Here is a 25,319-nt window from a genome sequence, read left to right on the forward strand (position 1 = left end):
GCCATGAGCGAACTGGCGACCATTCCGGTCACCGCACTCAAGGGCGTCGGCGCCGCGCTGGCAGAAAAGCTGGCCAGGGTCGGCCTGGAAACCCTGCAGGACGTGCTTTTCCACCTGCCGCTGCGCTACCAGGACCGCACCCGCGTGGTGCCCATCGGCTCGCTGAGACCGGGGCAGGACGCGGTGATCGAAGGCATCGTCGCCGGCGCGGATATCGTCATGGGCCGTCGGCGCAGCCTGCTGGTGCGCCTGCAGGACGGCAGCGGCACGCTGAGCCTGCGCTTCTATCACTTCAGCCAGGCGCAAAAAGAAGCGATGAAGCGCGGCACCCAGCTGCGCTGCTACGGCGAAGCCCGTCCCGGGGCTTCGGGACTGGAGATCTACCATCCCGAATACCGCGCGCTGACCGGCGAGCCGGCGCCGGTGGAACAGACCCTGACGCCGATCTACCCGACCACCGAGGGCCTGACCCAACAGCGCCTGCGTAACCTCAGCGAGCAGGCGCTGAGCCGACTCGGCCCGCACAGTCTGCCGGACTGGCTGCCGGCGGAGCTGGCCCGCGAGTACCGGCTCGGCCCGCTGGATCAGGCCCTGCGCTACCTGCACCGGCCGCCACCGGACGCCGATCTGGCGGAGCTCGCCGAGGGCCGCCACTGGGCCCAGCATCGCCTGGCCTTCGAAGAGCTGCTGACCCATCAGCTGTCGCTGCAGCGCCTGCGCGAGCGGGTACGCGCCCAGCAGGCACCACAACTGCCGCCGGCGAAAAGGCTGCCGCAGCGCTTTCTCGCCAACCTCGGCTTCAGCCCCACTGGCGCGCAGCAGCGCGTCGGCGCCGAGATCGCCTATGACCTGGCCCAGGACGAACCCATGCTGCGCCTGGTGCAGGGCGACGTCGGTGCCGGCAAGACCGTGGTCGCCGCCCTTGCTGCGCTGCAGGCACTGGAAGCCGGCTATCAGGTGGCGCTGATGGCGCCCACGGAAATCCTCGCCGAGCAGCACTTTCTCAACTTCAGCAAGTGGCTGGAACCGCTTGGCATCGAGGTCGCCTGGCTGGCCGGCAAGCTCAAGGGCAAGGCCCGCGCCGCGGCGCTGGAGCAGATCGCCGGCGGCTGCCCGATGGTGGTAGGCACCCATGCGCTGTTCCAGGACGAGGTGGTCTTCAAGCGCCTGGCCCTGGTGATCATCGACGAGCAGCACCGCTTCGGCGTGCAGCAGCGCCTGGCCCTGCGCCAGAAGGGCATCGACGGCCGGCTCTGCCCGCATCAGCTGATCATGACCGCCACGCCTATTCCTCGCACCCTGGCGATGAGCGCCTATGCCGACCTCGATACCTCGATCCTCGACGAGCTGCCGCCGGGACGTACGCCGGTGAACACCCTGGTGATCGCCGACAGCCGGCGCCTGGAAGTCATCGAGCGGGTACGCATCGCCTGCAACGAGGGCCGCCAGGCCTACTGGGTATGCACGCTGATCGAGGAATCCGAGGAACTCACCTGCCAGGCCGCGGAAACCACGTTCGAGGACCTTTCCGCGGCGCTCGTCGGGCTGCGCGTGGGGCTGATCCACGGGCGCATGAAGCCGGCCGAGAAGGCCGCGGTGATGGAGCAGTTCAAGCGCGGCGAACTGCAGCTGCTGGTGGCCACCACCGTCATCGAGGTGGGCGTCGACGTGCCCAACGCCAGCCTGATGATCATCGAGAACCCCGAACGCCTGGGCCTGGCGCAGCTGCATCAGCTGCGCGGACGGGTCGGCCGCGGCAGCGCGGCGAGCCACTGCGTGCTGCTCTACCACCCGCCGCTGTCGCAGCTGGGCCGCGAACGCCTGGCGATCATGCGCGAAACCTGCGACGGCTTCCTGATTGCCGAAAAGGACCTGGAGCTGCGCGGCCCCGGCGAGATGCTCGGTACTCGTCAGACCGGCCTCCTGCAGTTCAAGGTCGCCGACCTGATGCGCGACGCCGAGCTGCTACCGGCGGTGCGCGACGCCGCCCAGACACTGCTGGCACGCTGGCCGCAGCACGTCAGCCCACTGCTCGAGCGCTGGCTGCGTCACGGCCAGGAATACGGCCAGGTATGACAACCATCCGTCGCCGCAGCGTCCACGCGTGACGGCTTCGCTATACTCCGGCAGGTCACTACAACAGGTCCGCTTATGAATACTGCTGTCGACACCGAAAGCTGCTCCGAACTGCCCCTGCTGATCACCAAGCTGTTGAAAGACCTCGGTGTGGACTACCAGATCCAGCGCGACCGCCCCAATATTCCGGCGGCCCAGCGGGTCCAGGCAGTGCTGCTGGATGACAGCATCGGCGCCATGCTGGTGCTGTTCCCCCAGGACCATCTGCTCGATCTCACGCGCCTGACCGAGCTCACCGGCCGCGAGCTGGCGGCGGTCAAGCCGGAGCGACTGGCGCGCATGCTCGCCAAGCACGAGCTGAGCCGCCTGCCCGGCCTGCCGCCGCTGACCAGCTCGCCCTGCCTGTACGAAGAACGCCTGCTGCAGCAGCCGCGGCTGCTGGTCGAGTCCGGTCAGCCCGGCCTGCTGGTGGAAGTCGCCGGCGCCGACTTCAAGCGCTTGCTGAGCAAGGCCAGCGCCGGCAACTTCGCCGTGCCGCTGAGCGACATCCGGCCGAACCTGGACCGCCCGCACGACGACCGTGCGGAAATCACTCAGGCCGTGCAGAGCTTCACTGCGCGGCGCATCCAGAAGCGTCTGGAAGAAACCATCGAGATTCCGCCGCTGCCGCATACGGCGCAAAAGATCATCAAGCTGCGAGTCAACCCGGAAGCCACCGTCGACGACATCACCGGCGTGGTGGAAACCGACCCGGCATTGGCGGCGCAGGTGATCAGCTGGGCCGCCTCGCCCTACTACGCCGCGCCCGGGCGCATCCGCTCGGTGGAAGACGCCATTGTCCGCGTGCTCGGCTTCGACCTGGTGATCAACCTCGCCCTCGGCCTGGCGCTGGGCAAGACCATCAGCCTGCCGAACGACAAGCCGCAGGACGCCACGCCCTACTGGCAACAGGCGATCTACACCGCCGCGGTGATCGAAGGGCTGACCCGCGCCATCCCCCGCGAGCAGCGTCCAGAGCCGGGCCTGAGCTACCTCGCCGGGCTGCTGCACAACTTCGGCTATCTGGTGCTGGCGCACGTCTTCCCGCCGCATTTCTCGCTGATCTGCCGCCACCTGGAAGCCAATCCGCACCTTTCGCACGGCCATGTCGAGCAGCATCTGCTGGGCATCACCCGCGAACAGATCGGCGCCTGGCTGATGCGCCTGTGGGGCATGCCCGAAGAACTGGCGGCCGCCCTGCGCTTCCAGAACGACCCGGGCTATGACGGCGAGGATGCGGCCTATCCGAACCTGGTCTGCCTGGCGGTGCGCATGCTGCGCAACCGCGGTATCGGTAGCGGGCCGGACGCCGAGGTGCCGCAGCAGCTGTTCGATCGCCTGGGTATCACCCGCGAGAAGGCCAACGACGCCATCGCCAAGGTGCTCGCCGCCGAAGCCGCACTACGCGCGCTGGCCATGCAGTTCAACCCCTCGCACTGACCGGCTACCGGCGCGCAGGCGCCGCTGCCCCGCGGCGTCAGCCGTTGCCGGCACGAAAGCTCACCCGCGCGTTGACCAGCCCCTCGCCGGCGCGCTCCAGGCTGACCTCGGTGACGCTCACCCCCTGCCCCTGCAGGGTGTCGAACCAGCGCAGCAGCAGGGCATAGGAGGCCCCGGGCAGGCTCACCTGCAGGCTGCCGTCGCTGCCGTTGTCGAAGCTCTCGATGGACAGGTTGCCCTGCTGCGCGCTTTCGGTGATCACGCCCTGCAGCTGCTCGGGCGCCAGTTCGACCTGATTGCTGCGCTCCATCTGCCGCGCCAGTTCGGTGTTCTGCTCCATGTAGGCGTGCAGCTCGCGCTGCGCCTGATAGTAGTCGCGCGCCTCGGCCGCCTGGCGCTGCGCCGGCAGCCACAGCCAGAGGTAGAACAGCACGGCGAGCAGAAAGGCGCCGAGCAGGCTCAGCGAGGTGCGCTCGCGCGGCGCCAGGCGTTGCCAGCGCTGCCACAGCGGCGAGTCGGCAAGACGTACGGCCAGTTGCTGCTTGAGATTCATCATCAGCCTCCGATCACCACGCGCGCACTGACGCCATCACCTTCGCGGCTGGCCGAGCCCAGCTGCACACTCTGCCCCGCATCGCCCAGGCGCCGGCGCAGGGTTTCCAGGGTGGCGAAGTCCATCGCCTGCACCTGCAGCGCCAGATCGCCGCGGTCCTGGTTGTAGTCGAGCTGGCCGATGGTCACCGGAATGCCGTCTTCCAGTGCCGCGGCGGCGTGATCGAGCAGGCGCAGAAAGCCCGCCTGCCCACCGCTGCCGCGAGCCAGATGATCATCGAACTGGGCGCGCATGTTGACGATGCGGATGTCCTCCGGGAACAGCTCGCGGTACAGCGCCAGGCTGGCCTCGGCGTAGGCGTCGCCCTGGCGCTGGAAGTACCAGGCCTGGCCCAGGTTGAAGCCCAGCTGCACCAGCAGGATCAGCCCGGCGACGGCGAACAGCGGTTTCCAGTAACCGAGGCCGGTATTGCCGACCTCCACCGCGAAATCGCCCTGGGCGAGGTTGAGTGCCGCCGCGCGCTGCGCGGCGAGAAAGCCATAGGGGTCGTCCAGCTGGCGATAGTCGTCCAGTGCCAGCGGCGGCTCGGCCACGTTGCCCTGGGCGTGCCAGGGTGCCGGGCAGAGCGTGGCGAGCTGCGGCCAGTCCGCGGCGGCGAAGGCCAGCCGGGTCTCGCCTTCGCCACCGAGCAGGCCGCGCTCGCCGATGAATAGCAACTGTGTCGCCTCGCGCGGCAACAGGTCGGCGTCGACATGGATCGCCACGATCAGCAGCCCCAGTTCGCGCAGCTGCTCCAGCCAGCCGGCCAGCAGCTGGCGGCGGATCGCCACGACGCGCTGGCGGCCATCCGGCAGCGTCTCGCCCACGGCCAGATGCAGCTCGTCGACGTTCTCGGCCAACAGTTCCTCGGCGGCATAGGCCAGCGCCTGCTGCATCCAGCGCGCCTTGCGGGTCGGCAGACTGATGGCGAAGAAGCTGCAGACCTCCGTCGGCAGGATCAGGCTGATGGCGCCGGCCGCGCTGCAGTCGCCCAGCGCTTGCCAGCGCCCGGGCTCTTCCTTGGGCAGCCAGTACACGCGGGTCTCGGCGTCGAGCCGGGCCGGGCAATTGGCGGGCAGGAAAAGGCAATCCATGGTTAGGGTCTGCTCCGGTTCGGTGAGGCCAGCCGGGCGGGCTGACCGAGGTTTCGCGCGAGCACGCGGACGCTGCCGTCCTGCTCGCGTTGCAGCAGGCTGACCAGCGCCAGCCGGCGGTCGCCCAGGCGCACTTCGCTGGTGGCCTGGAAGAATTGACTGCCAACCGCCAGCGCAGTGCCCTGCAGCGTGGTTCCGGCCATGGCCGGCTGCGCGAGGAAGGCGGCACTGTTGCGAAACGGCGCGCTGCGCCGCAGCTCGACCAGCGACTCGGCGGCACCCAGGCTGAGGTTGTCGCTGAGGCTGGAGAGCACCATCGCGCTGGCGGTGTTGACGTTCAGTGGCACGCCACTCGGCAGCGCGGCCACGTAGGGCGCCAGACGCTGGAAATCCTCCTCGCGCATGTCCAGCAGCAGGCGCAGCTCGGAGAGGTCGTGGAGCCGGCGTCCGGCGCTGCGATACGGCGGGTCGAGGCTGAGGTAGGCGTTGTCTTCGGCGCCCAGCTCGCCACTGGGCTGCTGGTCGGGGTCGAGCCAGTCGAGCAGGCGCTCCGGATAGGGCGCGCTGATCTGCAGGCGCAGCAGCAGCCGGCGGAACTGCTCGACGGCGGCGGGATTGGGCTGCTGATCGCGCAGCAGGTCGTTGAGGTTGAAGCGTCCGGCCATATCCTCGATGCGCACGAGGATCTCGCCCTGGTCGATCTCGAACGCCGGCAGCGGCTGGCCCCAGGGTTCCAGCAAATGATCGACGGCCGCTGCCTCACCACCGGCGCCCGGGTCAGCACCGGCGGCGGACCGCAGGTCACGGGCCAGGATGGCCTGCGCCAGCGCCTCGCCGCCCAGCGCGTAATGCCAGGCCTGACGCGCCTGCAACTGATTGCTGGTAGCGCGGATGCTCAGCTGCTGGCGCGCCACCATTGCCGCGCTGACCACGGTGACGATGGCCACCACCAGCAGCACGGTGATCAGCGCCACGCCGCGCTGGCGACTCATTGTGGCAGCTCCCCTTCGAACGGCTCGGGCACACCCTCGGCGCCGGGCAATGCCTGCTGCATCGTCTGCTCGGCGGCATCGGGCAGGCGCAGCAGACGGGTGATGCGGCCGTAGCGGGCGTGATCGACACTCAGCTCCACGGCGACCGGCAGGCGTTCGGCGGCGTTCTCCGGGCTGCCGCGGCCGAAATCGAACGGCGGCCATTCCTCGTGCCACACGGCCTCCTCGTCGAGGTAGCGCAGCTGCAGGCCCTGGACGTTGTCCAGCACGCGCTGCACGCGCGGTTCGCTGTCGATGTCGCGGTCCAGCACCACCCAGTAGACGCGCTCGAGGTTGTCGCCGGCCAGTCGCCAGCGCACCCGCTGCAGATTGGCACGGCGCAGGCCGGTGGGGTTGCGCCAGCCGGCGCGGGTCAACTCCAGTACCGGCGCGCCATCCTCACCACCCAGCTGGCCGATCAAGGCACTGCGCTCGTCGCCGAAACCGTCGCGGATCGGCCGCCCGACCACCTGCTGCAGGTCACGTTCGAAGGCCCACACCGCCCGGCTCAGCTCACGCAGCTGCAGTTCCTGCGCACGCACCGCCTCGTCGCTCTGCAACACCGCTTCGAGCATGCGATAGGTGCCCAGCCCCAGCAGCGCGAACAGGGCGATGGCGATCAGCAGTTCCAGCAGGGTGAAGCCGGCGTCGGCGCGCATGCGATCGATCATCAGGGCGCGGCTCCCGGCTCGACGCCGATGAAGCCGGTCAGGCTGGTGACCGCGCGCTCGGCCAGCGAGCCGCTGCGAGCGCGTGGTGTCTGCAGCGCGACCCAAACGGTGACGCGCAGCAGGCCCGGGTCGGCGCTGGCCTCGACTTCGCTGAGGGTCTGCCACTGGCGGCCGCCGAACTCCAGTTCCCGCGTCTCGCGGCCGATGGCAGGCGGAACCTGTTGCAACTGCAGCTCGCTGATGCGGTTGTCGGCGATCCAGCCGGCCAGGGTCAGTTCTTCCAGTCGCCCGGCATTGCTCAGGCTGCGCCCGGCGGCGGTGAGCACCACGGCCGATACGCTGGCGAAGATTGCCAACGCCACCAGCACTTCGAGCAAGGTAAAACCGCGGCCGGCCCTGGCCAGAGAGGCTCTCATCGCCGCTCTCCGAGCGGCTCGGCCTCGGGCAGGCGGAAGCCGTCGCTGGCGATCAGCCAGGTGCCACCGCCCGGCTTGCGCTCGGACAGGCGCAGACTGAACGGCGACAGCTCGCCGCTGGACAGTATCAGCAACTGAGGCTCCAGTTGCGGTGCGCGCCGTTCAGTCCGCTCGCCCTCGCGCGACAGCCCTGCACGGTCGTCCTCACGCCGGGTCGGCGCCACCAGTTCAAGTGGCGTGCCGTCCAGTTCCAGATCCAGACGCATCCACGCCGGCACCTTGTGCGTCTTGCGCCGCTCGACCTCCAACCAGCGCATGGCCGTCTCGTCATAGCGCAGCACGCGATACCCCTCGCTGTTGATCAGCAGACCGTACTCGCGGCTGTCGAGCACCGCCTCGTCGCTCATCACGCCGATCAGCGCCGCCAGCCGCCGCGCCTCGTCACGCAGCTCGCGCGAGGTACTGGAGCCACCGACGCTGAGCACCGCCACGCTGACCAGAATGCCCAGCAGGACGATCACCACCAGCAGCTCGATCAGCGTGAAGGCGCGGGCGCGCTGCCGCATCGATTACAGGTCCCAGTTCCCGATATCGGCGTTGAGATCGCTGCCGCCGGGCTTGCCGTCGGCACCGAAGGAATACAGGTCGAACTGACCCTGGGTGCCCGGCGACAGGTACTGGTAGTCGTTGCCCCATGGGTCCTTCGGCAGACGCTTGAGGTAACCGTCGCGGTTCCAGTTCTTCGGCTGCGGGTTGCCGGAAGGCTTCTTCACCAATGCATCCAGCCCCTGCTGGGTGCTCGGGTAGGCGAAATTGTCCAGCTTGTACATGTCCAGCGCGGCGGCGATGGCCTTGATGTCGCCCTTGGCCACGGTGACCTTGGCCTGGTCCGGCCGGCTCATCACCTGCGGCACCACCAGCGCGGCGAGGATGCCGAGGATGACCACCACCACCATGATCTCGATAAGGGTGAAACCGCCCTGGGTGCGGCGCTGCAGTCTTGTTGTCATGGTCGTTAACCCACCAGTTGGTTGAGAGAGAGGATCGGCATCAGGATGGCCAGCACGATGACCAGCACCACCGCCCCCATGAACACCAGCATGAACGGCTCGAACAGGCCGACCAGCAGAGACACCTGGGCGGCCAGGTCGTTCTCCTGATTGCGCGCGGTTCGCGCCAGCATCTGATCCAGTTCACCGGATTTCTCCCCGCTGGCGATCATGTGCAGCATCATCGGCGGGAATTCCCCGGTGGCATCCAGCGCACGGGTCAGGCTGCTGCCCTCGCGCACCTTCTGCGCCGCCTCCACCACCCGCTCGCGGATGCGCAGGTTGGCGATCACCGCAGCGGCGATGGACAGCGCTTCCACCAGCGGCACGCCGCTGCGCGTCAGGATCGCCAGGGTGGAGGCGAAGCGCGCGGTATTGGTCGCCCGGCTCAGCCGACCGATCAGCGGTATCCGCAGGATGAACGCATGCCAGCGCAGGCGCAGCGCCGGGTCGCGCAGGGCCGCACGCATGGCCAGGAACGCGCCGACAAGGCCGAGCACGATCAGCCAGCCCCAGTTCTTCACCACGTCGCTGGTGGCGATCAGCCCGCGGGTCAGCGCCGGCAGTTCCTGCCCGGTGTTGACGAATACCTTGACCACGTCCGGCACCACGTAGCCGAGCAGCAGCACGACGATGGCCAGCGAGGCGACCATCAGGATCACCGGATAGAGCAGCGCCAGCTGGATCTTCTGCCGCGATTGCTGACGCTGGTCGGTGTAGTCGGCCAGCTGGTCGAGCACCAGCCCGAGATGGCCGGCGTGCTCCCCGGCCGCCACGGTGGCGCGGTAAAGCTCGGGAAAGGCCGACGGATATTCGCGCAGCGCCGCGGCCAGGCTGTGGCCTTCCATCACCCGCGCGCGCACCGCCAGCAGCATCGACTTGATCTTCGCCGAGGTGGACTGCGCGGCCGCCGCGCGCAGAGCTTCCTCGATGGGCAGCGCGGCCTGCACCAGCGTCGCCAGCTGCCGGGTGACCAATGCCAGATCACGCGCCGACAGGCCGCGGCCGAAACTGAAGCCGCCACGGCTGACGTCTTCCTTGGACTTGGCCTGCTTCACCTCCAGCGGCGCCCACTGCTTCTCGCGCAGCAACTGCCGCGCCTGACGCGGGCTGTCGGCCTCGATCAGGCCCTTCTGCTCACGGCCACGGGGGTCGAGGGCGAGGTATTCGAAGGCAGCCATCAGGCGGTCTCCAACAGCGGCGATCCGCGGTCGAGAGCGCCTCTACACAGATTCCGTACAGCCGAGCGAGCGGCCGCGAATGGCGCCACCATACGGTGTCGGTCAGGCTGCGGATGCCTCTGCAGGCGCGTCGGAATCAACCTCATCCCCTCACTCCTCACGCGTCACCCTCAGCACTTCCTCGATGGTGGTCACCCCCTCGCGCACCTTGCGCAGCCCGTCCTCGCGGATGCTCGGGCCCAGCTCACGGGCATGGCGCAGCATGTCCTGCTCGCTGGCGCGGGTGTGCACCATGGTGCGCAGGGTGTCGTCGAACAGCACCAGCTCATAGATGCCGGTACGCCCGCGGTACCCGAGGCCACGGCATTGCTCGCAGCCTTCGGCGTGGTACAGCGTCGGCGCCTCGGCCGGACTGACGCCGAGCAGCTCGCACTCGGCGGCATCGGCGATGTAGGCGCGTTTACAGTCATTACACAGCACCCGCACGAGGCGCTGGGCCAGCACGCCGAGCAGCGACGAGGAGATCAGAAACGGCTCGACGCCCATGTCCACCAGGCGCGTGACGGCGCCAATGGCGCTGTTGGTGTGCAGCGTGGAGAGCACCAGGTGGCCGGTGAGCGAGGCCTGCACGGCCATGTCGGCGGTTTCCTGGTCGCGGATCTCGCCGACCATCACCACGTCCGGGTCCTGACGCAGGATGGCACGCAGGCCGCGGGCGAAGGTCATGTCGACCTTGGTGTTGACCTGGGTCTGGCCGATGCCTTCGAGGTGGTACTCGATGGGATCCTCGACGGTGAGGATGTTGCGCGTACGGTCGTTGAGGGTCGTCAGCGCGGCATAGAGCGTGGTGGTCTTGCCTGAACCGGTTGGGCCGGTGACCAGGATGATGCCGTGGGGCTTCTTCACCGCCTGCTCCAGCTGGCGGCGGTCCTGCTCGTTCATGCCGAGATGACGCAGGGTCAGGCGCCCGGCCTGCTTGTCCAGCAGACGCAGTACTACCCGCTCGCCATTGGCCGAGGGCAGCGTGGAAACGCGGATGTCCACCTCGCGACCGCCGACCCGCAGCGAGATACGTCCGTCCTGCGGGATGCGCTTCTCGGCGATGTCCAGCTTGGCCATGACCTTGATCCGCGAGACCAGCAGCGCCGCTAGCTCGCGCTTGGGCTGCACCACTTCGCGGAGGATGCCGTCGACGCGAAAGCGGATCACCAGGCGCTTCTCGAAGGTTTCGATATGGATATCCGAGGCGTTCTCGGCAATCGCCTCGCCGAGGATCGCGTTGATCAGGCGGATGATCGGCGCGTCGTCCTCCTGCTCCAGCAGGTCCTCGGTTTCCTGGATCTGGTCGGCCAGGCTGGCCAGGTCCAGGTCGTTGCCCAGCCCCTCGACCATCAGCATTGCCGCCGACGAATCATGCTGGTACGCCGCACCGAGCGCCTGGTCGAAATCCGCCTGGGCCAGCCACTGCATGGGCAGGCGCATGCCGACCACCCGCTGCGCCTCCTGCACCGCCGTCAGTGCGGCGCCCTCGCGCAGGCCGAGGCGCAGCTCGCCGCCGCGCTCGAGCAGCAGCACGCCGTGGCGACGAGCGAAGGCGAACGGCAGGCGGCGTTGAGCGGGCTGCTCGAGCAGCGTGGTCACGTCGTTTACATCGAGTTCGGGCATCGTGCAGCTCCACCGGCGATACGCAACGACCCGACGTCGCCGCGCTCGAAACACTCCAATCGGGTCCAACCAGCCTAGTTGGACTACAAGGATTGGATGACATTTCAACGTGCGTGCGTTTTTCCTGATTAGCCGACTTAACCCGGCACCAAGGTCGCAGACGCCCGGCACCGCTGACGAATACCACGTCAATGGCGCGTCATTCATGATGCGGCCGCTTCGTCTGCCTGACAGAGACTGACCAAGGCTGCGCAGAGCCAAACAGGACGCAATCTGCAGCGAAGCGCGGAAAACAGGCAGTCATCCTGCGACCGATGCGTCAAATACAATCGTTTGATTGAAACAGTTGTTTGATTTTTTCAGGGCTTGCAGAATGCCGCGCCGGGCAGTTCGTTTTCGAGCCGTCCGGCCTGCTCCATCCGTTCCAACCCCGTCCGCCAGAGCAGCGGGCGGGCGAAAAGCACGTCGGTGCGCGGTCCGCCGCAGCACCGGTCATGATCACGCAGGAGAACAACAACAATGCACATCGGTGTTCCTCTCGAAACCCACTCCGGGGAAACGCGCGTCGCCGCGACCCCGGAAACCGTCAAGAAACTGATCGGCCAAGGGCACCGGGTGACGCTGCAAAGCGGCGCCGGGTTGCTTTCCAGCGTGCCGGACAGCGCCTATGAAGCGGTCGGCGCAACCATCGGCGATGCGGCCGCGGCCTTTGCCGCCGAGCTGGTGCTGAAGGTCAATGCGCCGGACGAGGCCGAACTGGCGCAGATGCAGTCCGGCAGCGTGCTGCTGGGCATGCTCAACCCGTTCGACAATGACTGCATCGCGCGCATGGCTGCCCGCGGTATCACCGCCTTCGCCCTGGAGGCCGCGCCGCGTACGTCCCGCGCACAGAGCCTGGACGTGCTCTCGTCACAGGCCAACATCGCCGGCTACAAGGCGGTGCTGGTCGGTGCCCATCACTACCCGCGCTTCATGCCGATGCTGATGACCGCCGCCGGTACGGTGAAGGCCGCGCGCGTGCTGATCCTCGGCGCCGGCGTCGCCGGGCTGCAGGCCATCGCCACGGCCAAGCGCCTGGGTGCGGTGGTCGAGGCTTCGGACGTGCGCCCGGCGGTGAAGGAGCAGATCGAATCGCTCGGCGCCAAGTTCGTCGACGTGCCGCTGGAGACCGACGAGGAGCGTGAATGCGCCGAAGGCGTCGGTGGCTATGCGCGGCCGATGCCGGCCTCGTGGATGGCGCGTCAGGCGCAGGCGGTGCACGAGCGCGCGCTGCAGTCGGACATCGTCATCACCACCGCGCTGATCCCGGGCCGCAAGGCGCCGACGCTGCTGCAAGAAGCCACCGTCGAGCAGATGAAGCCCGGCTCGGTGATCGTCGACCTGGCGGCCGGGCATGGCGGTAACTGCCCACTGACCGAGATTGACCAGGTGGTGGTGCGCCACGGCGTGACCATCGTCGGCCACGCCAACCTGGCGACGCTGGTGCCGGCTGACGCCTCGGCGCTGTACGCCCGCAACCTGCTGGATTTCCTCAAGCTGGTCATCGACAAGGACGGCCAGTTCCAGCTCAACCTCGAAGACGACATCGTCGCCGCGTGCCTGATGTGCCGCGACGGCCAGGTCGTGCGGACCAACGGTTAAGGGAGACGCGAACATGGATCTGATTTCGGACGGCATCTACAACCTGATCATCTTCGTGCTGGCGATCTACGTCGGCTACCACGTGGTCTGGAACGTCACCCCGGCCCTGCACACGCCGCTGATGGCGGTCACCAACGCGATCTCGGCAATCGTCATCGTCGGCGCCATGCTGGCCGCCGCGCTCACCGTTACCCCGCTGGGCAAGGCCATGGGCACGCTCGCCGTGGCGCTGGCCGCGGTCAACGTGTTCGGGGGCTTCCTGGTCACCCGTCGCATGCTGGAAATGTTCAAGAAGAAGGACCGCAGCGCGGCCAAGACGGAGGGCAAGTAAGCCATGAGCATGAACCTGATCACCCTGCTCTATCTGGTCGCCTCGGTGTGCTTCATCCAGGCGCTGAAGGGCCTCTCCCACCCCACCACCTCACGCCGCGGCAACCTGTTCGGCATGATCGGCATGGGCATCGCGGTGCTCACCACGGTCGGCCTGATCTTCAAGCTCGGCAGCGAGCTGGCCACCGCCGGCATCGGCTATGTGATCGTCGGCCTGCTGATCGGCGGCAGCGTCGGCACCGTCATGGCCAAGCGCGTCGAAATGACCAAGATGCCCGAACTGGTCGCCTTCATGCACAGCATGATCGGCCTGGCCGCGGTGTTCATCGCGATTGCCGCGGTGGTCGAACCGCAGTCGCTGGGCATCGTCGAGCACATGGGCTACGCCATTCCGGTGGGCAACCGCCTGGAGCTGTTCCTCGGTGCGGCCATCGGCGCCATCACCTTCTCCGGTTCGGTGATCGCCTTCGGCAAGCTGTCCGGCAAGTACAAGTTCCGCCTGTTCCAGGGCGCTCCGGTGGTGTTCAAGGGCCAGCACATGGTCAACCTGGCCGTGGGCCTGGCGATCGTCGGCCTGGGCCTGGTCTACACCTTCACCGGCAACCTCGGTGCCTTCGCCATCCTGGTGGCGCTGGCCTTCGTCATCGGCGTGCTGATCATCATCCCCATCGGCGGTGCCGACATGCCGGTGGTGGTGTCGATGCTCAACTCGTATTCGGGCTGGGCGGCCGCCGGTATCGGCTTCTCGCTGAACAACTCGATGCTGATCATCGCCGGCTCGCTGGTAGGCTCGAGCGGCGCGATCCTCTCGTACATCATGTGCAAGGCGATGAACCGCTCGTTCTTCAATGTCATCCTCGGCGGATTTGGCGCCGACGCGGATGCCGGCGGCCCGGCGGGCGCACAGCTGGAGCGCAACGTGAAGTCCGGTTCGGCCGACGACGCCGCCTTCCTGCTGACCAACGCCGACACCGTGATCATCGTGCCCGGCTACGGCCTGGCGGTGGCCCGCGCACAGCACGCGCTGATGGAACTGGCGGAGAAGCTGACGCACATGGGCGTGACCGTGAAGTACGCGATTCACCCGGTCGCCGGCCGCATGCCGGGGCACATGAACGTGCTGCTGGCCGAAGCCGAAGTGCCTTATGAGCAGGTGTTCGAAATGGAGGACATCAACTCCGAGTTCGGCCAGGCCGACGTGGTGCTGGTGCTCGGCGCCAACGACGTGGTCAACCCGGCGGCCAAGACCGATCCGAAATCGCCGATCGCCGGCATGCCGATCCTCGAGGCGTACAAGGCCAAGACAGTCATCGTAAACAAGCGCTCCATGGCCAGCGGCTACGCCGGCCTGGACAACGAGCTGTTCTACATGGACAAGACCATGATGGTCTTCGGCGACGCCAAGAAGGTCGTCGAGGACATGGTCAAGGCCGTGGACTGATCACCTCGTACTGAAAACGAAAAAACCCCTCCCGGCCATGCCGCGAGGGGTTTTTCTTTGCCGGTCGAAGGTCAGACGCTGAAGCCGAACACCTCACCCAGATGCCGGCGATAGCGCTCGACATCCGCCTCGACCTGCGGCCGCTTCATCACGTCGACACAGAGGAAGGTCGGCAGGCCCTGCATGCCGAGAAACTCGTTGGCCTTGTGAAACGGCAGGTAGACGGAATCCACGCCCTTGCCGGCGAAGAAATCGCTGGGGTCGTCGAAGGCCTGCTGCGGCGCATTCCAGGTGGCGGAGATCATGTAGCGTTTGCCCTGAAGCAGACCGCCGCTGCCGTACTTCTGCGAGGCGTCGGAGCGGGTGCGGCCGTCGTTGGCGTAAAGACTGCCGTGGCCGGCGGTGAACACCTCGTCCAGGTATTTCTTCACCGTCCAGGGTGCGCCCATCCACCAGCCGGGCATCTGATAGATCAGCGCGTCGGCCCAGAGGATCTTTTCGACCTCCTGCTGCACGTCGTAACCGGCATCGATCTCGGTGGTGCGCACCTCGAAGCCGGCAGCCATGAGGGTTTCGATGGCTGCCTGGTGCAGCGTTGCGTTGTACTGGCCGGCGGAATGGGCGAAGGCCTTGCCGCCGTTGAGTAGCAGAATCTTCTTCATGGGAACGCCTCAGCAACAGAATGGCGCGCAGCTTAGCCACGCCTGCGCACCGCACCCAGCCCCTGACAGGCAAATCATCTTTGCTGACCGGTCACGAATCTGTCACTGATTTGCTTCGGGTTCAGCCGGCTTTTGCGACCGTTGCTGTCTCCGGTCGCGATGCATAGCGCTGCGCTAGTACCGCGCAGACCATCAGCTGGATCTGGTGGAACAGCATCAACGGCAGGATCAGCGTGCCCAGCGCGCCGCCGGCGAACAGCACCTGCGCCATGGGGATGCCGGTGGCGAGGCTCTTCTTCGAGCCGGCGAAGAGGATGGTGATGCGGTCTTCCAGGTCGAAGCCCAGCCAGCGGGCGATCAACCAGGTGCTGAGCAACGCCAGCGCCAGCAGCAGACAGCAGGCCAGCACCAGGCCCAGCAGCTGCGGCAGCGGCACCTGCTGCCAGATGCCCTCGACCACCGCATGGCTGAAGGCGGTATAGACCACCAGCAGGATGGAACTCTGATCGACGTTCTTCAGCCAGCCCTTGTTGCGCGCCACCCAGTCACCAATCCAGCGCCGCGCGATCTGCCCGGCTATGAACGGCAGCAGCAGCTGCACGACGATCTTGCCGATGGCCTCCAGCGTCGAGCCGCCTTCGCCCTGGGCGCCCATCAGCAGCAGCACCAGCAGCGGCGTGAGGAAGATGCCAATGAGGCTCGAAGCCGCCGCGCTGCATACCGCCGCCGGGATATTGCCGCGCGCCAGCGATGTGAAGGCGATGGCCGACTGCACCGTGGCCGGCAGCGCGCATAGGTAGAGCATGCCCAGGTAGAGCTCGGCGCCGATCATCGGCGTCAGCAGCGGGCGCAGCGCCAGGCCGAGCAGCGGGAACAGCACGAACGTGCAGCTGAACACCAAAAGATGCAGGCGCCAGTGCCCCATGCCGGCGAGAATCGCGCTGCCCGACAGCTTGGCGCCATGCATGAAGAACAGCAGGCCAATGGCCAGATTGGTGATCCACTCGAACACCACCACGCCCTGCCCGCGCGCCGGCAGCAGCGTGGCGATGGCCACTGCGCCGAGCAGCGCGAGGGTGAAATTGTCCGGTAGCAGGCGGGGTCTGGCCATGGGTGCTCCTGATGCGTGTGGCTTGCAGCGAATGGCTCTGGAGTCTACTGTCGGCTTGAACATCCGACTAACGCCATTGGCCAGACAAATGTCGAGAAAAGGACAGGCCAGCCTCGCCCAGCGCAGCATCCCGGTCATGGATGCGCTGCCGCGACCGCTGTTCGCACGCAGTGAATCCCTCACCGAACGGACCACCACACCGCGCCACAGCCATCCCTGGGCACAGCTGTCCTACGCCATCAGCGGCGTGCTGCGCGTGCATACCGAGCGCGGGCGTTTTCTCGCCCCGCCGCAGCGCGCCATCCTGATTCCGCCGGGCCTGCTGCATGAGGTAATCAGTTCGCCGCAGACCGAGATGCGCAGCCTGTACATCGACCAGCGCGCCATGCCCTGGGCGCCTGCGCATTGCCAGGTGCTGGCGGTGAGTCCGTTGCTGCGCGAACTGATCCGAGCATTCGGCACGTTGCCGGTGGACTACGACGAACAGGGCGCAGACGGCCGTCTGGCCGCCGTCATCCTCGACCAGTTACGCGCCGCCCCGGAGCTCGGCTACTCGCTGCCCTGGCCCGATGACGTACGCCTGCGCGGCATCTGCGAGGCACTGTATGAACAGCCGGACCTGTCCTTCAGCCTGGCGCAGTGGAGCGAGCAACTGCACATATCCGAGAAGACCCTGACCCGCCAGTTCCAGCGCGACACCGGCCTCAGTTTTCGCGCCTGGCGCCAGCGTTTGCGCCTGCTCAGCGCGCTGCCGTTGCTGGAGCGGGGCCAACCGGTAACCGACGTCGCTCTGGCCTGCGGCTACGACTCCACCTCGGCGTTCATCGCCGCATTCGGCCAACAGTTCGGCACTACGCCGGGTGCGTTGGCAAGGTCACCGCGCCCGTAAGCAAACAGTTGCTCATCGCGCGAGCAGTACAGTTACGCCCACAATAAAACTGCACCGGCACAATTGACACCCCCTGTGGCTGTAACAGCCGCTGGCCGCGCGCGATCCTGTCTGCCCATAACCCGCACCCGGCTTGCCGGGAAGGAACGCGCTCATGGACCGCTCGCTGACCCGTCCATATCAGGCCACCCTCCAGAGCCGCAGCTGGCAGCAACTGTTGCGGCTGCTGCAGCGCTGGCAACGCAACTACCGTACCCGCCAGCAACTGGCGCAGCTCGATGACCGCCAGCTCGCCGATGTCGGCATCAGTCACAGCGAGCGCGCCGCCGAACTGGACAAGCCGTTCTGGCGCTGAAGCGGTTCGCGCTCTAGAGTCTGTCGCCTAGGCTGACCGGCACGGCCCTGGCGGCGGAACGCAACGCCCATGGCACGGTCTAGAGCCTCATTACTGGAGATCTGCCATGTCCCGAATCCTGCTTCCCTTCCTCGCCGCCGGCCTGCTGCTGAGTGGCGCTGCTTCGGCGGCCAGCTTTACCGCCACCACCGACGTGGTGGTCGGAGGCCTGATCAATACCGTCGATGCCACCTCGGACCTCACTTCATCCCTGCGTGACGACAAGCTGGTGCTCGACGCCCGTGACGACGCCGCACGCTTTGTCGCCAGCCGTGGCGATCTGCGCGGCGCCCATCTCGAGGCGGCGCTGCAGCACATTCGCAGCCAGCAGCCGCAATTGCAGGCCAGCGATCTGCAGCTGGCCGAGGCGATACTCGCCCTTTGACGAGCCCGGCAGCGGACGCTGCCGAAACCTGCGGATGCAACCGGGCACTGGCTCTGGGGCAGGCGTTTCGCTAGCCTTGGCGCCGTTTTTCCCGGCTACAGGTTGCTCATGCGTTCGTTTTCCATCGCCCTTCTGCTGTTCGGCTGCAGCGCCGGCTCTGCCATGGCGTTCGATGTCACCACCGCCGCCGTCGTGCGTACCAGCTACGTCAGCAGCCAGCTCACCAGCGCTCCCTTCGACAACAAGCTGATCGCCGAGGCCCGTGAAGATGCGGCGGGCTTCGTAGCCAGCGAGGGGCAGCTCGTTGCGGCACGCCTGCAGGCCGCCCTGTCGCGTCTGCGCCAGGAACATCCGGAGCTTGCCGCCAGCGACCTGGAACTGGCCGAAGCCATCCTCGTCCAATAACCGCACCGCCTGCCGGTGCCCAGACCCGTGAGAGATTCATCGATGAACAAGCTATTGCTCGCCGCCCCGCTGGCGCTGGCCGTCGCCGCGGGCACAGCCCAGGCGCAGACCCTCGTGGCCACCAGCAACATCGTCGTGCGTGCCCTGGACCGCAGCATCAACTTCACGTCCGACGTGACCAGCCGCATCAGTGACATGAAGGTCGTCGTCGAGGCCCGCGAAGACGCCGCCAGCTTCGTCGCCAGCGCCGGCGAGATCCGCGGTGCCCATCTGGAAGCGGCGATCGGCTCCCTGCGCAGCGAGTTCCCCGCGGCGCGCAACGCCAGCGATCTGCAACTGGCCGAAGCCATCCTCGCGCTGTGACCCGCCTCGGCGCCTGGCTGCTGGCGAGCGGCCTGAGCCTGGCCAGCATCGCGGCTCATGCCGAGCTGCGCCTGGTTCTCGACGCACGCACGCTGGACGCCGAGCAACGCGCCGCCAGCCAGGCGCTGCTGGACGAAGCCATGGCCGCCCTGCCCCCGCGCCTGGTGCAGAGCCTCGATCGCGAGGTGCGCGTGCAATGGCGCGACAACCTGCCGGAACAGGCTTATGGCCGCGCCGGCGGCAAGCGCCTGGAACTCAACCGCCGCTTGCTGCCGGCGCTCACCGACGGCAGCGCTGCCGAGGAAAAGACCAATCGTCCCCACGGCACGGTGCGCCGCGAGCTGCTCGCCACCGTCATTCATGAAGTGGCGCATCTGTACGATCGCGCGCGCCTGTGGTCGCCGGATCAACACCTGCTGCAGGGTCATTGCCGTCAGCGCGCCAGCAATCTCGGGCAAATCGGACTGCCGGACGACTGCCGCGGGCAGACCGACCGCCGCTTCACCCTCAGCGATGACCCGCGCCTGCTCGATCTGGCCGGCTGGCCGCAACGGGTTGGCAAGCGCGGCCTGCGCGAACAGGACAACGCGCAGCTGGCGCGCACTCCCGACCCGTACGAGCTGACCAGCCCGCTGGAGTTCGTCGCGGTGAACCTCGAATACTTCCTGCTCGACCCCAGCTACGCCTGCCGCCGCCCATCCCTGCACCGCTATTTCAGCGAGCACTTCGGCTGGGCACCGGAGCCTGCGGACTGCACGCCGGGCTACCCCTTTCTCAACGCCGGTCGCGAGTTCGGCCGTACGCCCCTGCTGAGCCTTGACCCTGCGCGTGTCTACGAGGTCGACTACCTGTTCGCCGAAGCCAACGACGCCTGGGTCAGCCGCTGGGGCCATAGCATGCTGCGCCTGGTCATCTGCGCGCCCGGCCGCGAGCCCGGCCCCGCTTGTCGACTGGATCTGGACCACCATCTGGTGTTGTCCTTCCGCGCCTTCGTCGATGACGTTCAGCTCTCCAGCTGGGACGGCCTCACCGGCGTCTACCCCTCGCGGCTGTTCATTCTGCCGCTGGGCCAGGTGATCGACGAATACACCAAGGTGGAGCTGCGCGGGCTGGCCTCGGTGCCCTTGAGACTGCACCCCGAAGAGATTCGCCAGCTGGTCGAGCGCAGCGCCGAACTGCACTGGAGCTACGACGGCGACTACTACTTCCTGTCCAACAACTGCGCGGTGGAAACCCTGAAACTGCTGCGCAGCGGCACGGCACGCAGTGATCTGGTCGCACTGGACAGCATCATGCCCAACGGACTGCTGGAAGTGCTGATCTACCGCGGCCTGGCCGACGCCAGCGTGCTCGACGACGCCAGCGAGGCGCTGCGTCTGGGCTACCGCTTCGACTCCTACCGCGACCGCTACCAGGCCATGTTCGCCGTGCTCAAGGAACGCCTGGGCCTACCCCAGCACAGTGTCGAGCAGTGGCTCGAGCTCGACGCTGCCGAACGCCAGCCATGGATCGACCGCGCCGACCTGCGTGCCGCCGCCGCCCTGCTGCTGGTCGAACAGGCCGCCCTGCGCCGCCAGCTGCTCCTGGCCCAGGACGAGCTGAAGAACCGCTACCTCGGCGGCCGCGGCCGCGACGACAGCCTGAATAGGGCTGACGGCGCGCTGCAGGAAATCCTCGCCAGCAGCGGCTACCTCAGCCGCCCGGCCGAACTGCTCGACGGCGACGGCTACGGCCTGCCCCAAACCCGCGAATGGACCCGCCTGGAACGCGAAAGCGAACAACGCCAACTGCGCCTGAATCAGCTGACCGAAGAACTGGACCAGGAAGTCCGGGTGCTGCTGGGCGATGAGCGACGGGAGGAACTCGAAGCGATCGAAGTGAACCTGGCGCAGATAGGCGAGCGACTGCGCGGGTTGCATAAGGCTGGGGGTGGGTTGGAGCTGCCATAATTTGGCGCTTCAGGCGTGCGAGCAAGGACGCATCGCGAGCAGGGGATCCGGCTCGCAAACTTTTCTCCAGGCAAAAAAAACCTCGAACTTCATTGGGGGAGGGGGAAGTTCGAGGTCGAATCCGGACCGCTAGGGCGGGGTCCAGAGATCTGCCAACACTTAACACAACAAGGAGCATCGAAGGGCTTTTACACCCTTCGCATGCTCTGACCGGAGCGTTGCGCCGTAAGTTCAACGCGAACGAAAAAAATTTCGTCGACTACCGACATTTTTCGGCAGCTCGATCAGTGCGCCTCGTCCCAGTTGTTGCCAACGCCCGCCTCGACCAGCAGCGGCACGTCCAGCTGGGCGGCCCCACTCATGAGCGGGCAGATGGCTTCGCGGACCTGCTCGACCAGGTCTTCGCGCACTTCCAGCACCAATTCATCGTGGACCTGCAGGATCACCCGTGCATCCAGCCCGCTGTCCTGCAGCCAGCCGTCCACGGCGATCATGGCGCGCTTGATGATGTCCGCTGCGGTGCCCTGCATCGGCGCGTTGATCGCGGTGCGCTCGGCGCCCTTGCGCATGGCGCCGTTCTTCGAATTGATCTCCGGCAGGTACAGCCGGCGACCGAACAGTGTCTCGACATAGCCCTGCTCGGCGGCCTGGGTGCGGGTGCGCTCCATGTAGGCGAGCACGCCGGGGTAGCGGGCGAAATAGCGGTCGATGTACTCCTGCGCTTCCTTGCGGCCGACGTCGATCTGCTTGGCCAGGCCGAAGGCGCTCATGCCGTAGATCAGGCCGAAGTTGATGGCCTTGGCGCTGCGGCGCTGGTCGTTGCTGACCTGCTCCAGCGGTACGCCGAACACCTCGGCGGCCGTGGCGCGGTGCACATCCAGGTCGTTCTGGAACGCGTGCAAGAGGCCGGCATCCTGCGCCAGGTGGGCCATGATGCGCAGCTCGATCTGCGAGTAGTCCGCCGCCAGCAGCTTGTAGCCCGGCGCCGCGACGAAGGCCTGGCGAATGCGCCGCCCCTCGGCGGTGCGGATCGGGATGTTCTGCAGGTTCGGGTCGCTGGAGGACAGCCGGCCGGTGGCGGTCACCGCCTGGTGGTAGCTGGTGTGGATGCGCCCGGTGCGCGGGTTGATCTGCTGCGGCAGCTTGTCGGTGTAGGTGCCCTTGAGCTTGCTCAGGCTGCGGTGCTGCATGATGACCTTTGGCAGCGGGTAATCCTGCTCGGCCAGTTCGGCCAGCACGCTCTCGGCCGTGGACGGCTGGCCGCCGGCGGTCTTGGAGATCACCGGGCAGCCGAGCTTGTCGTAGAGAATCGCGCAGAGCTGCTTGGGCGAGCCGAGGTTGAACTCCTCGCCAGCGATGTCGAAGGCCTCGCGTTCCAGCTGCACCAGCTTGTCGCCCAGCTCGACGCTCTGCTGGCCAAGCAACTGTGCATCGACCAGCGCGCCGTTGCGCTCGATGCGCGCCAGCACCGGCACCAGCGGCATCTCGATCTCGGTCAGCACCCTGAGCAGCGATGGCGTCTGCTCCAGCTTGCCGAGCAGGGTCTGGTGCAGGCGCAGGGTGACGTCGGCGTCCTCGGCGGCGTACGGGCCGGCCTGCTCGATGGCGATCTGGTCGAAGGTCAGCTGCTTGGCGCCCTTGCCGGCAATGTCTTCGAAACGGATGGTGCCGCGGCCGAGGTACTTGAGCGCCAGACTGTCCATGTCGTGGCGAGTGGCGGTGGCGTCCAGCACGTAGGATTCGAGCATGGTGTCGAAAGCCATGCCGCGCATCTCGATGCCGTAGTGCATCAGCACGTTCATGTCGTATTTGCCGTGCTGGCAGATCTTGGTCTTGGCCGGATCTTCCAGCAGCGGCTTGAGCGCGCCGAGCACGGCATCCAGCTCGAGCTGCTGCGGAACGCCCATGTAGGAATGGCGCAGCGGCACGTAAGCCGCCTGGCCCGGCTCCACGGCGAAAGACACGCCGACCAGCTCGGCGCGCTGCGCATCAAGGCTGGTGGTTTCGGTATCGAAGGCAAAACATTCGGCCACCTTCAGACGCGCCAGCCAGCGCTCGAAATCGGCCTGCTCCAGTAGGGTCTCGTACTGGGCCTCGGCCTGGATCGAACAGCCTTCTGGCTGCACCTCGCAGTTCTCCCCCGCCGCCTTGGCCTCGCGCAGCAGCTCGTCTAGCCACTGCTTGAATTCCAGTTCGCGATAAAGGGCAATCAGCGCCTCGCGGTGCGGCTCCCCGGGCATCAGGTCACCGACCTCGACGTCCAGCGCCACGTCGATCTTGATCGTCGCCAGCTCGTAGGACATGAAGGCGGCATCGCGATGCTCCTCCAGCTTGGCGCCCAACGACTTGGCACCGCGAATAGGCAGCCCGGCGACCTGGTCGAGGTGCTCGTAGAGCCCCTTGAGCCCGCCTGGGATGCCGTTGAGCAGGCCACATGCCGTCTTCTCGCCCACGCCTGGCACGCCAGGAATGTTGTCGACCTTGTCGCCCATCAGCGCGAGGAAGTCGATGATCAGTTCCGGGCCGACGCCGAACTTGGCCTTCACGCCCTCGATGTCATAGACGCTGCCGGTCATGGTGTTGACCAGGGTGACGTGCGGGCAGACCAGCTGGGCCATGTCCTTGTCGCCGGTGGAGATCACCACATCACGGCCCAGCGCCGCGCATTGCCGCGCCAGGGTGCCGATAACGTCGTCGGCCTCGACCCCTTCCACACACAACAGCGGCAGCCCCAGTGCACGGACGCTGGCATGCAGCGGCTCGACCTGCACGCGCAGGTCATCGGGCATCGGCGGGCGGTGCGACTTGTAGTTCTCGAACAGCGCGTCGCGAAAGGTCGGACCCTTGGCGTCGAAAACCACGGCGAACGGGCTGTCCGGATACTGTTTGCGCAGGCTCAGTAACATATTCAGCACACCCTTGACCGCACCGGTCGGCTTGCCGGTAGAGGTGGTCAGCGGAGGCAGCGCGTGGAAGGCGCGGTACAGGTAGGACGAACCGTCCACCAGGACGAGGGGGGCTTGGCTCATGAGCGGAATCAACCTTTTCGGCGGGCCCGGAGCTAGAATGCGAAGGACCACTTATCGACAAAGGGACAAGGTTACCATGCGCGCTCTCAAACACCTGATGCTGGCCAGCCTGCTGGCATGCACCCCTCTGGCCGGCTTCGCCCAGGAGTCGGTCGAAGGTGAGCCGGACGTAACCATCCGTCAGGAAGGCGATCGCACCGTCGAGGAATATCGCGTCAACGGCTTCCTCTACGCCGTGAAAGTCACGCCCAAGCACGGCAAGCCCTACTTCCTGGTGCGGGCGGATGGAAATGACGGCAACTTCGTGCGCTCCGACCAGCCGGACATGCTGATCCCCGCGTGGAAGATCTTCAGCTGGTAATCCAGATATCCGCCGGAGGACAACATGTCGGTATTCACGCCCCTGCAACGCGATGAACTGGAGGCCTTTCTGGCGCCCTACCGGCTCGGCCGGCTGCGCGACTTCCAGGGCATCGCCGCAGGCAGCGAGAACAGCAACTTCTTCATCAGCCTGGAGCAGGGCGAATACGTGCTGACCCTGATCGAGCGCGGCCCGCGCCAGGACCTGCCGTTCTTCATCGAACTGCTCGACGTGCTGCACCGCGCCGGCCTGCCGGTGCCCTATGCGCTGCGCACCGAACAGGGCGAGGCCCTGCGCGAGCTGGCGGAGAAGCCCGCGCTGCTGCAGCCGCGACTGCCCGGCAAGCACGTGGTCGAGCCCAACCCGCACCATTGCGCCGAAGTCGGTCGGCTGCTGGCGCGTCTGCATCTGGCCACCCGCGACCACATCCTCGAACGCGCCAGCGACCGCGGCCTGGATTGGATGCAGGAGCAGGGGCCGAGCCTGGCGCTGAGCCTGCCCGAGGATCAGCTGCCGCTGCTGCGCGACGGCCTGGCGGAAATCGCCGAGCTGCGACCGAAACTCCTCGCCCTGCCCCGCGCCAACCTGCACGCCGACCTGTTCCGCGACAATGTGCTGTTCGAAGGCAGCCACCTGACCGGGGTGATCGACTTCTACAACGCCTGCTCCGGGCCGATGCTCTACGACCTGGCGATTGCTGTGAACGACTGGTGCTCGCACCCCAACGGCGAGATCGACGGTGAACGCAGCGAGCCGCTGCTGGCGGCCTATTCGGCCCTGCGCCGCTTCACCCCGGCCGAAGCCGAACTCTGGCAGCCGATGCTGCGGGTCGCCTGCGTGCGCTTCTGGTTGTCGCGGCTGATCGCGGCGCAGCGTCACGAAGGCAAGGCGGACGTGCAGGTGAAAGACCCCGGCGAATTTCATCGCCTGCTCGCCGCACGCCAGCGCCCTCAGAGTGTCTTACCTTTTGCGTTCTGACGCCGCGGCCTGAAGGGGCGAAGCCACCTGACCAGGCAGTGCCTGGTCGATGGCTCGACCAAGCGCCAACCCGCAATGCCGCGCATCACAGGTAAGATGGCGCACCTTTTTCCTGCCGTGTTCACGG

General features: G+C 66.9%; 26 protein-coding genes. 13 read left to right on the forward strand and 13 right to left on the reverse strand.

The genetic code is table 11. The annotated features are described in order from the left end of the window. Positions 1 to 3 precede the first annotated feature (3 nt). A complete protein-coding gene (recG, locus tag ACVRRC_RS02635) occupies positions 4 to 2,076 on the forward strand; it encodes an ATP-dependent DNA helicase RecG (protein WP_472996594.1) in 2,073 nt (690 codons plus the stop codon). Positions 2,077 to 2,151: 75 nt separating this feature from the next. Next, entirely contained in the window at positions 2,152 to 3,555 is a 1,404-nt protein-coding gene (locus ACVRRC_RS02640; RefSeq protein ID WP_011911380.1) for an aminoacyl-tRNA deacylase and HDOD domain-containing protein, read from the forward strand. Between the two features lie 37 nt (positions 3,556 to 3,592). Here ACVRRC_RS02640 and ACVRRC_RS02645 read toward each other — a convergent pair whose 3' ends face one another. From ACVRRC_RS02645 to ACVRRC_RS02690, 10 genes are all read right to left on the reverse strand, one after another. After that, entirely contained in the window at positions 3,593 to 4,111 is a 519-nt protein-coding gene (locus ACVRRC_RS02645) for a type II secretion system protein M (protein WP_014595407.1), read from the reverse strand. Next, a complete protein-coding gene (gene gspL, locus ACVRRC_RS02650; protein WP_053527975.1) occupies positions 4,111 to 5,241 on the reverse strand; it encodes a type II secretion system protein GspL in 1,131 nt (376 codons plus the stop codon). The genes ACVRRC_RS02645 and gspL overlap by 1 nt, the downstream gene beginning before the upstream one ends. A gap of 2 nt (positions 5,242 to 5,243) precedes the next feature. After that, entirely contained in the window at positions 5,244 to 6,233 is a 990-nt protein-coding gene (gene gspK, locus ACVRRC_RS02655; protein ID WP_106442610.1) for a type II secretion system minor pseudopilin GspK, read from the reverse strand. Then, positions 6,230 to 6,943 (reverse strand): type II secretion system minor pseudopilin GspJ, encoded by a 714-nt coding sequence (gspJ, locus tag ACVRRC_RS02660; RefSeq protein WP_045158146.1) that lies wholly within the window; start codon positions 6,941 to 6,943, stop codon positions 6,230 to 6,232. The genes gspK and gspJ overlap by 4 nt, the downstream gene beginning before the upstream one ends. Further along, the gene (gspI, locus tag ACVRRC_RS02665) at positions 6,943 to 7,359 is read right to left on the reverse strand and encodes a type II secretion system minor pseudopilin GspI (protein WP_045158147.1); all 417 of its coding nucleotides are present in this window, start codon (positions 7,357 to 7,359) and stop codon (positions 6,943 to 6,945) included. The genes gspJ and gspI overlap by 1 nt, the downstream gene beginning before the upstream one ends. Further along, a complete protein-coding gene (gspH, locus tag ACVRRC_RS02670; protein WP_011911374.1) occupies positions 7,356 to 7,925 on the reverse strand; it encodes a type II secretion system minor pseudopilin GspH in 570 nt (189 codons plus the stop codon). The genes gspI and gspH overlap by 4 nt, the downstream gene beginning before the upstream one ends. Before the next feature lie 3 nt (positions 7,926 to 7,928). Continuing rightward, on the reverse strand, positions 7,929 to 8,369 hold the full coding sequence (gene gspG, locus ACVRRC_RS02675; RefSeq protein WP_011911373.1) for a type II secretion system major pseudopilin GspG: 441 nt from the start codon (positions 8,367 to 8,369) through the stop codon (positions 7,929 to 7,931). A gap of 5 nt (positions 8,370 to 8,374) precedes the next feature. Further along, the gene (xcpS, locus tag ACVRRC_RS02680) at positions 8,375 to 9,589 is read right to left on the reverse strand and encodes a GspF family T2SS innner membrane protein variant XcpS (protein ID WP_013981326.1); all 1,215 of its coding nucleotides are present in this window, start codon (positions 9,587 to 9,589) and stop codon (positions 8,375 to 8,377) included. Positions 9,590 to 9,739: 150 nt separating this feature from the next. Then, complete coding sequence (gene gspE, locus ACVRRC_RS02685) at positions 9,740 to 11,254, reverse strand: type II secretion system ATPase GspE (protein ID WP_017245879.1); 1,515 nt, start codon at positions 11,252 to 11,254, stop codon at positions 9,740 to 9,742. 359 nt (positions 11,255 to 11,613) lie between these two features. Then, positions 11,614 to 11,781, reverse strand: a complete 168-nt coding sequence (locus ACVRRC_RS02690; protein WP_279639687.1) for a hypothetical protein — start codon at positions 11,779 to 11,781, stop codon at positions 11,614 to 11,616. On the opposite strand from ACVRRC_RS02690, the gene ACVRRC_RS02695 reads away from it, so the two are divergent. From ACVRRC_RS02695 to ACVRRC_RS02705, 3 genes are read left to right on the forward strand one after another with little or no spacing between them, the layout of a single operon-like run. Then, positions 11,774 to 12,895 carry a Re/Si-specific NAD(P)(+) transhydrogenase subunit alpha gene (locus tag ACVRRC_RS02695; RefSeq protein ID WP_014595403.1) on the forward strand — a complete coding sequence of 374 codons (1,122 nt, stop codon included), beginning with the start codon at positions 11,774 to 11,776 and terminating at the stop codon, positions 12,893 to 12,895. The genes ACVRRC_RS02690 and ACVRRC_RS02695 overlap by 8 nt on opposite strands. Positions 12,896 to 12,908: 13 nt before the next feature. Further along, positions 12,909 to 13,226 (forward strand): NAD(P) transhydrogenase subunit alpha part 2, encoded by a 318-nt coding sequence (locus ACVRRC_RS02700; protein ID WP_472996595.1) that lies wholly within the window; start codon positions 12,909 to 12,911, stop codon positions 13,224 to 13,226. Positions 13,227 to 13,229: 3 nt separating this feature from the next. After that, positions 13,230 to 14,666: an NAD(P)(+) transhydrogenase (Re/Si-specific) subunit beta gene (locus tag ACVRRC_RS02705; protein ID WP_017245878.1), complete on the forward strand. Its 1,437-nt coding sequence runs from the start codon at positions 13,230 to 13,232 to the stop codon at positions 14,664 to 14,666. Between the two features lie 71 nt (positions 14,667 to 14,737). On the opposite strand, the gene mdaB is transcribed toward ACVRRC_RS02705, so the two are convergent. Then, positions 14,738 to 15,328 (reverse strand): NADPH:quinone oxidoreductase MdaB, encoded by a 591-nt coding sequence (gene mdaB / locus ACVRRC_RS02710; RefSeq protein WP_011911368.1) that lies wholly within the window; start codon positions 15,326 to 15,328, stop codon positions 14,738 to 14,740. A 121-nt stretch (positions 15,329 to 15,449) separates the two neighbouring features. Next, complete coding sequence (locus ACVRRC_RS02715; RefSeq protein WP_125852955.1) at positions 15,450 to 16,439, reverse strand: bile acid:sodium symporter family protein; 990 nt, start codon at positions 16,437 to 16,439, stop codon at positions 15,450 to 15,452. Between the two features lie 88 nt (positions 16,440 to 16,527). Between ACVRRC_RS02715 and ACVRRC_RS02720 the strand changes: the two genes are divergently transcribed. The 6 genes from ACVRRC_RS02720 (at position 16,528) to ACVRRC_RS02745 (ending at position 20,824) form a co-directional block, all read left to right on the forward strand. Next, positions 16,528 to 17,328, forward strand: a complete 801-nt coding sequence (locus ACVRRC_RS02720) for an AraC family transcriptional regulator (protein ID WP_472996596.1) — start codon at positions 16,528 to 16,530, stop codon at positions 17,326 to 17,328. Between the two features lie 154 nt (positions 17,329 to 17,482). Continuing rightward, the gene (locus tag ACVRRC_RS02725; protein WP_049340746.1) at positions 17,483 to 17,683 is read left to right on the forward strand and encodes a DUF1127 domain-containing protein; all 201 of its coding nucleotides are present in this window, start codon (positions 17,483 to 17,485) and stop codon (positions 17,681 to 17,683) included. Positions 17,684 to 17,789: 106 nt separating this feature from the next. Continuing rightward, positions 17,790 to 18,107 (forward strand): DUF2388 domain-containing protein, encoded by a 318-nt coding sequence (locus ACVRRC_RS02730; RefSeq protein WP_011911365.1) that lies wholly within the window; start codon positions 17,790 to 17,792, stop codon positions 18,105 to 18,107. A 108-nt stretch (positions 18,108 to 18,215) separates the two neighbouring features. Further along, a complete protein-coding gene (locus ACVRRC_RS02735) occupies positions 18,216 to 18,512 on the forward strand; it encodes a DUF2388 domain-containing protein (protein ID WP_011911364.1) in 297 nt (98 codons plus the stop codon). A gap of 42 nt (positions 18,513 to 18,554) precedes the next feature. Further along, positions 18,555 to 18,875 carry a DUF2388 domain-containing protein gene (locus ACVRRC_RS02740; protein WP_020308018.1) on the forward strand — a complete coding sequence of 107 codons (321 nt, stop codon included), beginning with the start codon at positions 18,555 to 18,557 and terminating at the stop codon, positions 18,873 to 18,875. Next, the gene (locus tag ACVRRC_RS02745; RefSeq protein WP_472996597.1) at positions 18,872 to 20,824 is read left to right on the forward strand and encodes a DUF7844 domain-containing protein; all 1,953 of its coding nucleotides are present in this window, start codon (positions 18,872 to 18,874) and stop codon (positions 20,822 to 20,824) included. The genes ACVRRC_RS02740 and ACVRRC_RS02745 overlap by 4 nt, the downstream gene beginning before the upstream one ends. Before the next feature lie 284 nt (positions 20,825 to 21,108). On the opposite strand, the gene polA is transcribed toward ACVRRC_RS02745, so the two are convergent. Next, positions 21,109 to 23,853: a DNA polymerase I gene (polA, locus tag ACVRRC_RS02750; RefSeq protein WP_472996598.1), complete on the reverse strand. Its 2,745-nt coding sequence runs from the start codon at positions 23,851 to 23,853 to the stop codon at positions 21,109 to 21,111. Positions 23,854 to 23,929: 76 nt separating this feature from the next. Here polA and ACVRRC_RS02755 point away from each other — a divergent pair, with 76 nt between their 5' ends. Together ACVRRC_RS02755 and ACVRRC_RS02760 are read left to right on the forward strand one after the other, a co-directional pair. Further along, a complete protein-coding gene (locus ACVRRC_RS02755) occupies positions 23,930 to 24,214 on the forward strand; it encodes a DUF2782 domain-containing protein (protein ID WP_045633148.1) in 285 nt (94 codons plus the stop codon). Positions 24,215 to 24,238: 24 nt separating this feature from the next. Beyond that, positions 24,239 to 25,192, forward strand: a complete 954-nt coding sequence (locus ACVRRC_RS02760) for a homoserine kinase (protein WP_011911359.1) — start codon at positions 24,239 to 24,241, stop codon at positions 25,190 to 25,192. Positions 25,193 to 25,319: the final 127 nt, after the last annotated feature.

This window comes from Stutzerimonas sp. LR2, assembly GCF_055755175.1.

Bases quoted from the DNA above. Each gene is read 5' to 3' on its own strand.
- ACVRRC_RS02755 (WP_045633148.1), top strand. From the start codon at position 23,930: ATGCGCGCTCTCAAACACCTGATGCTGGCCAGCCTGCTGGCATGCACC.
- polA (WP_472996598.1), bottom strand. From the start codon at position 23,853: ATGAGCCAAGCCCCCCTCGTCCTGGTGGACGGTTCGTCCTACCTGTAC.
- ACVRRC_RS02720 (WP_472996596.1), top strand. From the start codon at position 16,528: ATGTCGAGAAAAGGACAGGCCAGCCTCGCCCAGCGCAGCATCCCGGTC.
- gspK (WP_106442610.1), bottom strand. From the start codon at position 6,233: ATGAGTCGCCAGCGCGGCGTGGCGCTGATCACCGTGCTGCTGGTGGTG.
- ACVRRC_RS02645 (WP_014595407.1), bottom strand. From the start codon at position 4,111: ATGATGAATCTCAAGCAGCAACTGGCCGTACGTCTTGCCGACTCGCCG.
- ACVRRC_RS02695 (WP_014595403.1), top strand. From the start codon at position 11,774: ATGCACATCGGTGTTCCTCTCGAAACCCACTCCGGGGAAACGCGCGTC.
- ACVRRC_RS02640 (WP_011911380.1), top strand. From the start codon at position 2,152: ATGAATACTGCTGTCGACACCGAAAGCTGCTCCGAACTGCCCCTGCTG.
- gspH (WP_011911374.1), bottom strand. From the start codon at position 7,925: ATGCGGCAGCGCGCCCGCGCCTTCACGCTGATCGAGCTGCTGGTGGTG.
- gspG (WP_011911373.1), bottom strand. From the start codon at position 8,369: ATGACAACAAGACTGCAGCGCCGCACCCAGGGCGGTTTCACCCTTATC.
- gspL (WP_053527975.1), bottom strand. From the start codon at position 5,241: ATGGATTGCCTTTTCCTGCCCGCCAATTGCCCGGCCCGGCTCGACGCC.
- ACVRRC_RS02725 (WP_049340746.1), top strand. From the start codon at position 17,483: ATGGACCGCTCGCTGACCCGTCCATATCAGGCCACCCTCCAGAGCCGC.
- ACVRRC_RS02705 (WP_017245878.1), top strand. From the start codon at position 13,230: ATGAGCATGAACCTGATCACCCTGCTCTATCTGGTCGCCTCGGTGTGC.
- ACVRRC_RS02690 (WP_279639687.1), bottom strand. From the start codon at position 11,781: ATGTGCATTGTTGTTGTTCTCCTGCGTGATCATGACCGGTGCTGCGGC.
- ACVRRC_RS02730 (WP_011911365.1), top strand. From the start codon at position 17,790: ATGTCCCGAATCCTGCTTCCCTTCCTCGCCGCCGGCCTGCTGCTGAGT.
- gspE (WP_017245879.1), bottom strand. From the start codon at position 11,254: ATGCCCGAACTCGATGTAAACGACGTGACCACGCTGCTCGAGCAGCCC.
- xcpS (WP_013981326.1), bottom strand. From the start codon at position 9,589: ATGGCTGCCTTCGAATACCTCGCCCTCGACCCCCGTGGCCGTGAGCAG.
- ACVRRC_RS02700 (WP_472996595.1), top strand. From the start codon at position 12,909: ATGGATCTGATTTCGGACGGCATCTACAACCTGATCATCTTCGTGCTG.
- ACVRRC_RS02760 (WP_011911359.1), top strand. From the start codon at position 24,239: ATGTCGGTATTCACGCCCCTGCAACGCGATGAACTGGAGGCCTTTCTG.
- gspI (WP_045158147.1), bottom strand. From the start codon at position 7,359: ATGAGAGCCTCTCTGGCCAGGGCCGGCCGCGGTTTTACCTTGCTCGAA.
- ACVRRC_RS02735 (WP_011911364.1), top strand. From the start codon at position 18,216: ATGCGTTCGTTTTCCATCGCCCTTCTGCTGTTCGGCTGCAGCGCCGGC.
- mdaB (WP_011911368.1), bottom strand. From the start codon at position 15,328: ATGAAGAAGATTCTGCTACTCAACGGCGGCAAGGCCTTCGCCCATTCC.
- gspJ (WP_045158146.1), bottom strand. From the start codon at position 6,943: ATGATCGATCGCATGCGCGCCGACGCCGGCTTCACCCTGCTGGAACTG.
- recG (WP_472996594.1), top strand. From the start codon at position 4: ATGAGCGAACTGGCGACCATTCCGGTCACCGCACTCAAGGGCGTCGGC.
- ACVRRC_RS02740 (WP_020308018.1), top strand. From the start codon at position 18,555: ATGAACAAGCTATTGCTCGCCGCCCCGCTGGCGCTGGCCGTCGCCGCG.
- ACVRRC_RS02715 (WP_125852955.1), bottom strand. From the start codon at position 16,439: ATGGCCAGACCCCGCCTGCTACCGGACAATTTCACCCTCGCGCTGCTC.